The following is a 13009-nucleotide window of genomic DNA, read 5'->3' as shown; positions in this document are numbered from 1 at the left end:
GATTGGGTATTGCAACATGTTGATCAAGAAAGCCCTGACTGCTGTCGCACTGCTCGCTTCCCTGCTGGGGGCTTCGGCAGCATTTGCCCACGCCCACCTGAAAAGCGCCAACCCGGCAGAGGACAGCACCGTCACCGCCCCCAAAGACCTGCGGCTGACGTTCAGCGAAGGCGTCGAGGCCACGTTCAGCAAGGTTTCGCTGAGCAAGGACGGTACTGAAGTCGCCATCAAAGGCTTAGAAACCCCGGACGCCAATAAAAAAATCCTGGTGGTCACACCGGCCGCGCCGCTGGCGGCCGGCACTTACACCGTCGAGTGGCATGCCGTCTCCGTCGACACCCACAAAAGCGAAGGCACTTATCGCTTCAAGGTCGGCCAATAACCCATGGCCACCCTGCTGGTGCTGTGCCGCTTCGTTTTATGGTGGTGTTGCTGATGTTCGGCGCTTGTGCCTTCAGGCCCTGGCTGCTGGGCAAAGACACGCAGCCGGCCTTGGAACGCACGTTGCTGCGCCTCACCCGTGGGCTGGCCTGGACGGCGCTGGTATCCGGCGTGGCTTGGTTGCTGCTGATTACCGCAAGCATGGCCGGCAGTTGGGACGCCGCACTGCAGCCCGGTACCGTGGGCCTGGTGCTGGGCAAGACGTTCTTCGGCCAGGTGTGGGTCTGGCATCTGCTGCTGAACCTGCTGCTGGTGATCGCCCTGATCAAACCCTGGCCGGCGCTGCGCCTGCCGCTGCTCGCGCTGTTACTGGCCACCCTGGCCCCGGTGGGCCATGGCGCCATGCTGGACGGCCTGAGCGGGCGCCTGCTGATCCTCAACCAAGTGGTGCATCTGTTGTGCGTCGGCGCCTGGCTGGGTGGGTTGCTGTTGCTGGTGCTGATCCTCAGGCAAGCGCAGCGTCACCGGCTGGAGCCGATCCTCAGGCGTTTCAGCGGCGTCGGCTATGGGCTGGTCGCCGGTTTGCTGGTGAGCGGGTTGATCAACGTGCGTGTGCTCACCGGGCAACTGTGGCCAACGCATTGGTCAGTGGGTTTGCGCTGATTCTATTGATCAAGGTGATGCTGGTGCTGGGTATGTTGTGCTTGGCACTGCTGAACCGGCTGCGTCTGGATAGCGGCGAACAGCAGTTGGCCGGTTTGAAAGGCAGCGTGATGCTGGAGTGGCTGCTCGGTGTTTGTGCCGTAGGGGCCGTTTCGGTGCTGGGCACCTTACCGCCGATGGTCCTGGCTAGCTGAAATGCGGGAGGGGCGGTGCGACGATTCGACTTGCCTGCGATAGCCATAGGTTTCTACACAGGTCTTAGAGGCTGACACATAACTCTGTGCTGAGCAGGCCCGCTCACCACAAGGAGTCTCAAGGGATGTTTTCACTGATACCCGTGCCGCCCCCTTCCACATTGACCTTGCGTACCTTGGTCATCGTATAACTTCTGCTTGACACTCCAGGAAAACCCCGCAAATATTCGCCCCAATGTTGTACGACGACGTATAACAAATAATAAAAACAACAAAAGAAAGGGAGCGTCACTGTGAGTCAATTCGCCCGCAATTCCTGCGTACGTCTGGGCCTTGTCGGCCTCGGCAGCCTGAGCATCACCCTACCCTTCGCCGCGCATGCCGATGGCTTTGTCGACGACGCCAAGGCCACGCTCAACCTGCGCAACGCCTATTTCAACCGTAACTTCACCAACCCGGGCAACGCCCAGGGCAAGGCTGAAGAGTGGACGCAGAACTTCATTCTGGACGCCAAGTCCGGCTACACCCAAGGCACGGTGGGTTTCGGGATCGATGTGCTGGGCCTGTATTCGCAGAAGCTCGACGGCGGCAAAGGCACCGGCGGCACCCAGTTGCTGCCGATCCACGACGACGGTCGCCCCGCCGACAACTTCGGGCGCTTGGGCGTAGCGCTGAAAACCAAACTGTCGAAGACCGAATTGTCGGCGAATGGATGCCGGTGCTGCCGATCCTGCGCTCCGACGATGGTCGCTCACTGCCGCAAACCTTCCGCGGTGGCCAGGTCACCTCCAATGAAATCGCCGGCCTGACCCTCTACGGCGGGCAATTTCGCGGCAACAGCCCACGCAACGACGCGAGCATGGAAGACATGTTCATGAACGGCAAAACCGCGTTCAAGTCGGACCGCTTCAACTTCGGCGGCGGCGAATACACCTTTAATGACAAACGCACCCAAGTCGGCCTGTGGTACGCCGAACTGAGCGATATCTACCAACAGCAATACGTCAACCTCATCCACAGCCAACCGCTGGGCGACTGGACCCTGGGCGCCAACCTCGGTTTTTTCAACGGCAAGGAAGACGGCAGCGCCCTGGCCGGCGACCTGGATAACAAAACCGCGTTTGCCCTGCTCTCGGCCAAGTACGGCGGCAACACGTTCTACGTGGGCCTGCAGAAACTCAGCGGCGACAGCGTGTGGATGCGCGTCAACGGCACCAGCGGCGGCACCCTGGCCAACGACAGCTACAACTCCAGCTATGACAACGCCAAGGAAAAATCCTGGCAACTGCGTCACGACTTCAACTTCGCGGTGCTCGGCGTACCCGGCCTGACCTTGATGAACCGCTATATCAGCGGCAGCAACGTGCACACCGGAACGATCACTGACGGCAAGGAATGGGGCCGCGAATCGGAACTGGCCTACACCGTGCAAAGCGGCGCACTGAAGAACCTCAACGTGAAATGGCGCAACTCCACGATGCGTCGGGATTTCAGCACCAACGAGTTCGATGAGAACCGGATATTCATCAGCTACCCGATCTCGTTGCTCTAAAGGTTGCCGAACCTGAACACTAACGCCCACCCCATGTGGTAGGGGGCTTGCCCCCGATGACGCGGGTCAGCCGATACTGCCTTTGCTGACCCACCGCTATCGGGGCGAGCCGAATCGACGTTGACAACCAGGGACTCCCTAACAATACTTCGACATAGTCATACGACAACTTACAACAAAAATCTGGAATGCCCATGACCACCACCACCCCAGCTCCCTTCCATCGCCTGCTGCTTACCGGTGCCGCCGGCGGCCTGGGCAAAGTCCTGCGCGAACGCCTTCGCCCCTACGCTCAGGTGCTGCGCCTATCGGACATTGCCGAAATGGCCCCCGCCGCCAACGCCCAAGAAGAAGTGCAGCTGCGACCTTTCCGACAAACAGGCCGTGCATCACCTGGTTGAAGGCGTCGACGCGATTCTGCATTTTGGCGGCGTGTCGGTGGAGCGTCCGTTCGAGGAGGTCCTCGGCGCGAATATCTGGGGTTTTTCATATCTACGAAGCCGCCCGTCGCCATGGCGTCAAACGGGTGATCTTCGCCAGCTCCAACCATGTGATCGGTTTCTACAAGCAAGACGAAAAAATCGACGCCCACTCCCCGCGCCGCCCGGACAGCTACTACGGCCTGTCCAAGTCCTACGGCGAAGACATGGCGAGTTTTTACTTTGATCGCTACGGCATCGAAACCGTCAGCATCCGCATCGGCTCCTCGTTCCCCGAGCCGCAGAACCGCCGGATGATGCACACCTGGCTGAGCTTCGATGACCTGACCCAATTGCTCGAACGCGCCCTGTACACGCCCAACGTCGGCCACACCGTGGTCTACGGTATGTCGGACAACCTCGACACCTGGTGGGACAACCGCTACGCCGCGCACTTGGGCTTCGTGCCCAAAGACAACTCCGAAGTGTTCCGCGCCCAGGTCGAAGCCCAGCCACCGGTGGCCGACAACGACCCGGCCAAGGTCTTCCAGGGCGGCGCATTCTGCGCGGCTGGGCCGTTTGGCGACTGAGCGTTTACCAATCCAAGGGAATGAGTGGCCATGACTGCTGAATTAATCGTCGACGCCCGCAATGCCGTGGGTGAATGCCCGGTATGGGTGCCGGAGGAAAACGCGCTGTACTGGGTCGATATCCCCCACGGCGGCCTGCAACGCTGGAGCGCCCAGAGCGGTGAAGTGCAGCGTTGGAATGCCAACACCATGCTGGCCTGCATTGCGCGCACCGAAACCGGCAGCTGGGTCGCGGGTATGGAGAGCGGTTTTTTCCAACTCACCCCCCAGGCCGGTGGGCATCTAGATACCCAACTGCTGGCCGGCGTCGAGCACCCACGCCCGGACATGCGCATGAACGACGGCCGCTGCGATCGCCAGGGACGTTTCTGGGCCGGCAGCATGGTGCTCGACATGGGTGCGAACGCCGCCGCAGGCATTCTTTTCCGCTACACCGGTGACGGCGCGGCCCATGCCCAACTGGACGGTTTCATCACCCTTAACGGCCTGGCGTTCAGCCCGGACGGGCGCACGATGTACGTCTCGGATTCGCACCCATTGGTGCAACAGATCTGGGCCTTTGATTACGACGTCGACAGCGGCACGCCGTCCAACCGCCGAGTATTTGTGGACATGCACAACCACCTCGGCCGTCCGGATGGCGCAGCGGTGGATGCCGATGGCTGCTACTGGATCTGCGCCAACGACGCCGGTCTGATCCACCGTTTCACCCCGAAGGTCGCCTGGACCGCTCCCTGAGCGTGCCGGTGAAAAAACCCACCATGTGCGCCTTTGGCGGCAGCCGCCTGGACACTTTGTTCGTCACCTCGATCCGTGATGACCAGGGCCCCCAGTCGATCGCCGGCGGCGTGTTCGCCCTCAACCCCGTCACCGGATTGCCGGAGCCCACCTTCGCCCTCTAGCTGCATCGCTGTGCCTTGAATACAACAATAACAAAGGAGTGACCCCCATGGACTTCAAACGCACCTTGCTGGCCGCTGCACTTCCCCTCAGCGTTCTTCTCAGCAGCGCCGCCCACGCGCTGGAAATCAAGTTCGCCGACGTTCACCCCGCCGGCTACCCCACCGTGGTCGCCGAACAAAACATGGGCAAGGCCCTGACCCAGCAAAGCAACGGCGAACTGACCTTCAAGTACTTCCCCGGCGGCGTGCTGGGTTCGGAAAAGAGGTGGTCGAACAGGCCCAGGTCGGCGCCGTGCAGATGACCCGCGTCAGCCTCGGCATCGTCGGCCCGGTGGTGCCGGACGTGAACGTGTTCAACCTGCCATTCGTGTTCCGCGACCAGGCGCATATGCGCAAGGTCATCGATGGCGAAATCGGCGATGAGATCCTCGCCAAAATCACCGACTCCGAGTTCGGCCTGGTGGCCCTGGCCTGGATGGACGGCGGCACGCGCAACCTCTACACCAAGAAACCGGTGCGCAAGATCGAAGACCTCAAGGGCATGAAGATCCGCGTGCAGGGCAACCCGCTGTTCATCGATGCTTTCAATGCCATGGGCGCCAACGGCATCGCCATGGACACCGGCGAGATCTTCAGTGCCCTGCAGACCGGGGTGATCGACGGCGCCGAAAACAACCCGCCGACCCTGCTGGAACACAACCACTTCCAGAACGCCAAGTACTACACCCTCACCGAGCACCTGATCCTGCCCGAGCCCATCGTGATGTCGAAAATCACCTGGAACAAGCTCACCCCTGAGCAACAGGCGATGGTGAAAAACGCCGCCAAGGCCGCCCAGGCCGATGAGCGTGTGCTGTGGGACAAAAAGTCCGCCAGCAGCGAGGAAAAGCTCAAAGCCGCCGGCGTGGAATTCATCACCGTCGACAAAAAACCCTTCTATGACGCCACCGCGCCGATTCGCGCGAAATACGGCGCGGCCTACGCCGACATCATCAAGCGCATCGACGCCGTTCAGTAACCCTCCCCTTCCCTGACAAGGCCCGGCGCGGTCGACATCGACGCGCCCGGTTACGGTGAACGCCATGAAGAATTCACTGCTGCTGCGCATCAACGACCGCATTTACATGACCTGCATCTGGGTCGCCGGCCTCGCGGTACTCGGGGTCGCGCTGATCATTCCCTGGGGCATCTTCGCCCGCTACGTCCTCGGCACCGGCTCCAGCTGGCCGGAGCCCACCGCCATTCTGCTGATGCTGGTCTTCACCTTCATCGGCGCCGCCGCCAGCTACCGCGCCGGCGCCCATATGTCGGTGGCGATGATCACCGACCGCCTGCCTCCCGCCCAACGCCGCCTCGTCGGTATTTTTACGCAACTGCTGATGGGCAGTATTTGCCTGTTTATGACGGTCTGGGGCGCCAAGCTGTGCGTGTCGACCTGGAACCAATTCATGAGCGCCATCCCCACCCTGCGCGTGGGCATCACCTATATGCCGATCCCCATCGGCGGGCTGCTCACGCTGATATTCGTAGTGGAAAAACTCCTGCTCGGTGACCAGAGCAACCGGCGCGTGGTGCGCTTCGACCTGGTGGAAGAAAGCGAAGGGGCTGCCTGATATGGACGCATTGATTCTGTTGGGCAGCTTTATCGCCTTGATCCTGATCGGCATGCCGGTGGCCTACGCCCTGGGGCTGTCAGCGTTGATCGGCGCGTGGTGGATCGACATTCCGTTCCAGGCCCTGATGATTCAGGTGGCCGGCGGCGTGAACAAGTTTTCGCTAATGGCGATCCCGTTCTTCGTGCTCGCCGGGGCAATCATGGCCGAGGGCGGCATGTCGCGGCGGCTGGTGGCGTTCGCCGGGGTACTGGTGGGCTTCGTGCGCGGCGGCCTGTCGCTGGTGAACATCATGGCCTCGACCTTCTTCGGCGCCATCTCCGGTTCGTCGGGCCGACACCGCCTCGGTGGGCTCGGTGCTGATCCCCGAAATGGAACGTCGCGGCTACCCCCGCGAGTTCGCCACCGCCGTTACCGTCAGCGGCTCGGTGCAGGCGCTGCTGACGCCGCCCAGCCACAACTCGGTGCTCTACTCCCTGGCGGCCGGCGGCACGGTGTCGATCGCCTCATTTCATGGCCGGCGTGGTCCCCGGCCTGCTGATGAGCGCATGTCTGATGGTGCTGTGCCTGATCTTCGCCAAGAAGCGCGACTACCCCAAGGGCGAAGTCATCCCCCTCAAGCAGGCGCTGAAATCGCCGCCGACGCGCTCTGGGGCCTGATGGCCATGGTGATCATCCTGGGCGGTATCCTCTCGGGCATCTTCACCGCCACCGAGTCGGCCGCGATTGCGGTGCTGTGGGCATTCTTCGTCACCATGTTCATCTACCGCGACTACAAATGGAGCGAGCTGCCCAAGCTGATGCACCGCACGGTGCGCACCATTTCCATCGTGATGATCCTGATCGCGTTTGCCGCCAGCTTCGGCTACATCATGACCCTGATGCAGATCCCGGCGAAGATCACCACGCTGTTCCTGACCCTGTCGGACAACCGCTATGTGATCCTGATGTGCATCAACATCATGCTGCTGTTGCTCGGCACGGTGATGGACATGGCGCCACTGATCCTGATCCTCACGCCGATCCTGCTGCCGGTGGTGCTCGGCATCGGTGTCGACCCGGTGCACTTCGGCATGATTATGCTGGTCAACCTCGGCATCGGCCTGATTACGCCGCCGGTGGGCGCGGTGCTGTTCGTCGGGGCAGCGGTGGCAAGGTGAGCATCGAAAAAACCGTAAAAGCGCTGGTGCCCTTCTATGCCGTGCTGTTTCTGATCCTGATGGCCGTGACCTACATCCCGGCGCTGTCGCTGTGGCTGCCGAGCGTGGTGCTGTGATGATTGAGCTTGAAGATGCGTTGACCCACCTCAGCTTGAATCCAGCGGTGGGCGGCAGCCTCGTCAATTGGCGCGTGCGCGCCACCGGCCAGCCGCTGTTGCGTCATAACGACGAGCAGGCCATTGCGACCGGCCTGCCGGGCAAGCTGGGCTGCTATCCGTTGGCGCCGTGGTCCAATCGCATTGCTCACGGCGGCTTCGACAATCCCCTGGGTTGGCTGGCGCTCAAGCCCAACAGCCTGACCGACCCGCTGCCGATCCACGGCTCTGCCTGGCAGCAGGCGTGGCAGGTGGTGAGCCAGGCAGCGGATGAGGTGCTGCTGGCGGTGGAGTGCGACACGCCCTTCGCTTATCGCGCCGAGCAGCGCGTGCGCTTGCATGAGGGCACGCTGAGTCTTGCGTTGCGCGTCACCCATTTGGCCGAGGAGCCGGCATGGCACGGCTTGGGCTTACATCCCTATTTTCCGCGCCGACCAGGCACGCGGTTGCAGGCCAGGGCCGCGCAGGTTTGGCTGAGTGATGCGTCCAAGCTGCCGACGGGGTTGGCATCGATACCGGCGGACTGGGATTTCCGGCAGCTCAATGAGCTGCCCGAGCGTCAGGTGGACAACGGTTTTTGCCAGTGGGACGGGGCTTGCCGGATCGAACAGCCGGAGCTGGGCTATGTATTGGAAGGCCAGGCCAGGGGGGCCGATTACTTCCTGCTGTACTGCCCACCGGGGCTGGGATTCTTTTGCATAGAGCCGGTGAGCCATCCGGTGAATGCCCATCACCTGCCGGGCAGGCCGGGCCTGAAGCTGCTGGAACAAGGCCAATCAACTCAACTCGATTTCAGCCTGAAATATGTCCCCATTGTGGGAGGGGGCTTGCCCCCGATGGCGGCAAACCAGTGACATAGATGCTGTGATTGAACCCCTGCACGGGGGCAAGTCGAATCGTCGCACCGCCGCTCCACAAGTGGTCAAGCCCCTTCAGGGCGGGCTGTTTTTGAGCCGCCCTGCCGTGTCGATACTCACGACAACCGACAACCCTGGCCTTAAGCGTTCGCTCTCGGCCTGATCCGGGTCCACCGTAATCCGCACCGGCACGCGCTGGGCAATCTTCACAAAATTGCCGGTGGCATTGTCGGCCTGCAACAGGCTGAACTCGGAACCGGTGGCCGGGGAAATATGCTGCACCGTGCCGTGAAACTTGCGATGGTTCAGCGCATCCACGGTAAAGGTCACTGGCTGGCCGACCTGCACATTGTCCATCTGGGTTTCTTTCATATTGGCGATCACCCACAACTGCTTCGGCACCAGCGCCATCAGTTGCGCGCCGGAGTTGACGTAGGCGCCGAGGCGCACGCCGATTTGGCCCAATTGGCCGTCACGGGGCGCGGTGATGCGGGTATTGGACAGGTCGATCCGCGCCAGTTCCACCGCCGCGTCGGCACTGGCCACGGCGGCCTCCAGGGAGCCGCGATTGACGATCACCGTCTGCAAATCCTGCCGGGCGATTTCCAGGCTGGCCTGGGCCTGAGCGACCGCCGCCTGGGTCTGGGCATTCGCCGCGCGGGTCACGTCAAGCTCGCGCTTGGACACCGAGCCATCGCTGATCAGTTCCTGGTTACGCCGCAGGTCGGCGGTGCTTTTGCGCGCCTGGGCCTGGCTGTCCGCCAAGGCTGCCTGACGCAGTTTGATCGTGGCTTCGGCGCTGTTGCGTTGCTGCACCACATTGGCCAGCGCGGCCTTCTGCACCGCCAGTTGCGCCAGCGCCTGGTCGAGGCGCTGCTTGTAGATGCGGTCATCCAGGCGCACCAGCAGGTCGCCGGCCTTGACGTACTGGAAGTCCTGCACCGGCACCTCGAACACATAGCCGCTGAGCTGCGGGCCGATAATCGTCACCTGACCGCGCACCAGGGCATTTTCGGTGGTTTCCACCGCGCTGCTGAACGGCGGCAATTGCCAGGCATACAGCACGATCAACACGCCGACGATGGCAATCGCGGCAAAGCCCAGGGAGGACAGGATGCGCACCCGCAATGGGCGCAGCTCGGTGGGCACGGCACCCGGCGGCGTGCTGCCCTCCGGGGTTGAAGCAATGGCGGTGGTGGTCGTGGTCGAGGGTTCGGTCATGAAGTAACGCCGCTGGGTTGAACGGGAGGAGTAGCCGCTTGGGTGGTCGTCATCAGCCATAGGCTGCGGGTAAAAATCCACAGCATGGTCAGGATCGCGATGATCGCAATCAGCATAAACACATCGTTGTAGGCCATCACATTCGCTTCACGGGTGGCCGCCGTGGCCAGGCTGCGAATGCCCATGAGGTTGCGCAATTCCGGGTCGGCCACCAGCCCGCCGTAGGCCGAACCGCCGCTCTGCACCCGCGCGGCCACGCGGGGGTCGAGCAGGGTCAGGTGTTCGACGATCATGCTGGAGTGAAACTTCTCGCGCACCACCTGGAAAGTGCCGAGCAACGCCGCGCCAATCAGCCCGCCGAGGTTCTGGCAAATGCCGAACATCACCGAAAAACTCACCAGGTTGCGCGGGTTGGTCAGCACGTTTTTGGTGCCCAGTACCATGGTCGGCCCCAGAAAGAACGTACCGCCGAAGCCTAGCAGGAACTGGCTGACATACAGGTTCTGCGGCCGGGTCAGGTTGCTGGACAAGCTGTCCATCACCGACCCGGTGGCCATCAGCGCCAGGGAGATCACCAGCGGCATCAACAGGTGCGCGGGGTTGATGGTCAACGCACTGATCGCCAGCCCGCTGATCGCCCCGGCCAGCATCACCACGTAAAGCGTGTGCATCTGCTCGTAGCTCATATTGAGCATCTGCATAAAACCCACCGCGCCGGTGGACTGCTCGGACAGCACCATACGAATCAGGATCACCGCCAGCGCCAGGCGAATCATCACGCCGCTGCCCAGCCAACGCGTCATCAGCAACGGGTTGGCGCGGTTATGTTCGATGGCCAGGCCAGCCATGATCAGCACCAGGGAGCAGGCCGAGGCGATGCCAATCCACGGCGCTTCCAGCCACCAGTCGATACGCCCCAGGGACAGCACCGCACACAGCAGCGCCACACCGCTGGAAAGAATGGCGAAGGTGAGGAAATCGAGTTTTTCAAAGGTCTTGAAACGGTCACCGGGCGGCAGCTTGAGCAGGAACACACAACCCAGGCAGATCAGCGCCAGGCCCAATTCGAACAGGTACAGGCCGCGCCATTCGGCGATCTGCAGCAGATCCTCGGAGAACAAGCGCGCCAGCGGCAGCGCCAATTGCGCGGTGCCCAACCCCAGCACCAGCGCCTTCAAGCGCCATTTGGCCGGGAACGCCTGGATCATGTAATACAAGCCCAACGAACTGAGGGCCGCGCCCACCATGCCATGGGCCGCGCGCACGGCGATGGCCGAGTTGAGGTCGTTGACGAACAGGTGGCCGAACGTCACCAGCGCATACAGCACCAGAAACACTTCGGTGAAGGCCCGCAAACCGAACTGCTGGCGAAACTTCACCAGCAGCAGGTTCATGCACACGTTGGTCATTACGTAGGCGGCGGGCAGCCAGGCCATTTCCGCGGTGGTCGCACCGAGCGCGCCTTGCAGGTATTGCAGGTTGGCGATCACCAACGAATTGCCCAGCCCGCCGGTGATCGCCACCAGCACACCGACCATCGCGAACAGCCAGCGCTTATAGGTCGGGTGCCAGGGCGTCGACGGCGAACCGGGCAGGCTCGGGCGTTCGTGGGGTTGCCAGGCGCGGGGGGTGTATTTGTCCATTCAATGACCTAGATGACCCGACGGGGGCGTCGGTAATACCTCTACTCAGAGAACAGTAAACCTGAGCGGAGTTCATCTTGCCATCTTGGGGTGGAATGGAGGTCTGAAGCGGGTAGGGTCAGAAAGTGGGAGGGGCAAGCCCTCCCCCACATTGGATCTCAAGTGCATCTGGAGGCAGGCTCCAGATCAAATCCAACCGAGCCAACTCCAGTAAGTCGCCGCCAACACCAACATCAGCCCATACCCGATCAACGTCACCAGAATCCCCACCTTGGCAAACTGGCGCGCGGTAAATGTGCCGGTGCCCAGGCACACCATGTTCTGCGGCGCGTTGATCGGCAGGATAAACCCGTAGCTCATCACAAACCCCAGCAACAGGGTCATGCCCAAGCGGCTGAATTCGCCGGGCAGGGTTTGCAGCACCGCAATCAGGATCGGCAATAGCGCCGAGGTCAATGCGGTGGCGCTGGCAAAGCCCAGGTGGATCAGGATCAGGAACGCGCCAAGGATCGCAAACACCCCCAGCGGTCCGACCTGGTCCAAGCCTGTGTGGGCCACCACCGCAGCACCCAGCCACTGCCCGGCCTGGGTGGTCAGCAGCGCCGTACCCAGGCTGATGCCCACGCCGAACACGATCACCGTGCCCCACGGAATGCGCGATTGCACGTCTTTCCAGGTCATCACACCGATGCCCGGCAACAACAGGAACACCAACCCGGCGTAGGTGGTCGAGGTGGTGTCGAAAGGATGCAGGCGCCCTTCCGTGGCCCACGCCAACAGCAGCAGCACCGACACCGCCAGCAAGCGTTTCTGCGGGCCGGTCATGGGGCCGATGTCCACCAGGGACTGGGCCACGGCTTCCTTGCCGCCGGGGATGCTGTCGGTTTCCGGCGGCAGCAGCTTGAGCACCAGAAACAGCAATACCGCCGACATGATCAGCGCCCACGGCGCGCCAGCGATCAGCCAGTCGAGCCACGACACGCGCTGGCCGAGCATCTTGTCCATAAAGCCGACGGTCAGCAGGTTCTGCGCCGCAGCGGTCTGGATGCCGACGTTCCAGATGCTGGTGCCCTGGGCCACCACGATCATGATCCCGGCGGCGATATTCGAGCGCTTGTCCACGCCGAACGCGGCGATCACCCCCATCATGATCGGCACCACACACGCACTGCGCGCCGTGGCGCTGGGCACCACCAGGCTGAGCAGGATCGTCACCGCGATCGCCCCCAGCAGGATGCGCCGAGTGCTGGGGGCGATACGGCTTAGCGTCACCAGGGCGATGCGCCGATCCAGGCCGGTATGGGTCATGGCCGCCGCGATAAACAGCGCCCCTGCCACCAGCGCCAGCGCCGGGTTGGCGAAGCCGGTGAGCGCCATGCTGATGGCTGGGCTGGAGCCGATCAGGTGCGTGGGGTCTTGCAGCGAGGGTGCCGTGCCGAGCAGAAAGGCCATGAGCGAGGTGATCATGATCGCGCTGGCCTCATAGGACACCGCCTCGGTGATCCACACCACCACGGCAAACACCAGGATCGCCAGCATGCGCTGCCCGGCCACCGGCAGGTCGGCGGGCAGCGGCAACAGCAGCACGCCGGCCATCGCCAACACGGCGATCACCAGGCCCAGGGGCAATTTGAAAGGTGCAGCGGTCATGGCGTACTC

Annotated in this window: 6 protein-coding genes and 6 pseudogenes; 9 read left to right on the top strand and 3 right to left on the bottom strand. The window is 62.5% G+C overall.

The genetic code is table 11. The features are described from left to right. The first annotated feature begins 16 nt into the window (after window positions 1-16). The 9 genes and pseudogenes from copC (at window position 17) to K1567_RS26870 (ending at window position 8483) form a co-directional block, all read left to right on the top strand. Window positions 17-382 (top strand): copper homeostasis periplasmic binding protein CopC, encoded by a 366-nt coding sequence (copC, locus tag K1567_RS26910; protein ID WP_047882677.1) that lies wholly within the window; start codon window positions 17-19, stop codon window positions 380-382. Window positions 383-385: 3 nt separating this feature from the next. Further along, a pseudogene (copD, locus tag K1567_RS26905) lies at window positions 386-1238 on the top strand (copper homeostasis membrane protein CopD). Between the two features lie 293 nt (window positions 1239-1531). Beyond that, window positions 1532-2790: pseudogene (locus tag K1567_RS26900) on the top strand (OprD family porin). 194 nt (window positions 2791-2984) lie between these two features. Then, a pseudogene (locus K1567_RS26895) lies at window positions 2985-3799 on the top strand (NAD-dependent epimerase/dehydratase family protein). Window positions 3800-3829: 30 nt separating this feature from the next. Then, a pseudogene (locus tag K1567_RS26890) lies at window positions 3830-4701 on the top strand (SMP-30/gluconolactonase/LRE family protein). A 47-nt stretch (window positions 4702-4748) separates the two neighbouring features. Next, window positions 4749-5719 (top strand): annotated as a pseudogene (locus K1567_RS26885) (TRAP transporter substrate-binding protein). Window positions 5720-5783: 64 nt separating this feature from the next. Continuing rightward, window positions 5784-6314 (top strand): TRAP transporter small permease, encoded by a 531-nt coding sequence (locus K1567_RS26880; protein ID WP_220699014.1) that lies wholly within the window; start codon window positions 5784-5786, stop codon window positions 6312-6314. A 1-nt stretch (window position 6315) separates the two neighbouring features. Next, a pseudogene (locus tag K1567_RS26875) lies at window positions 6316-7474 on the top strand (TRAP transporter large permease). Window positions 7475-7589: 115 nt separating this feature from the next. Continuing rightward, window positions 7590-8483, top strand: a complete 894-nt coding sequence (locus tag K1567_RS26870; RefSeq protein ID WP_169868498.1) for an aldose 1-epimerase — start codon at window positions 7590-7592, stop codon at window positions 8481-8483. 78 nt (window positions 8484-8561) lie between these two features. Here K1567_RS26870 and K1567_RS26865 read toward each other — a convergent pair whose 3' ends face one another. The 3 genes from K1567_RS26865 to K1567_RS26855 form a co-directional block, all read right to left on the bottom strand. Beyond that, a complete protein-coding gene (locus K1567_RS26865; RefSeq protein ID WP_034098904.1) occupies window positions 8562-9707 on the bottom strand; it encodes an HlyD family secretion protein in 1146 nt (381 codons plus the stop codon). Next, entirely contained in the window at window positions 9704-11350 is a 1647-nt protein-coding gene (locus tag K1567_RS26860; RefSeq protein WP_220697984.1) for an MFS transporter, read from the bottom strand. Before K1567_RS26860 ends, K1567_RS26865 begins: the two co-directional genes overlap by 4 nt. A 186-nt stretch (window positions 11351-11536) precedes the next feature. Next, window positions 11537-13000: a DASS family sodium-coupled anion symporter gene (locus K1567_RS26855; protein ID WP_220697983.1), complete on the bottom strand. Its 1464-nt coding sequence runs from the start codon at window positions 12998-13000 to the stop codon at window positions 11537-11539. Between the last annotated feature and the right edge of the window lie 9 nt (window positions 13001-13009).

Source organism: Pseudomonas sp. S5F11, assembly GCF_019641515.1.
GTDB lineage: Bacteria > Pseudomonadota > Gammaproteobacteria > Pseudomonadales > Pseudomonadaceae > Aquipseudomonas > Aquipseudomonas rhodesiae.
The sequence above is the reverse complement of the archived record's forward strand: the minus strand, read 5'-3'. Positions and strand labels throughout refer to the sequence as shown.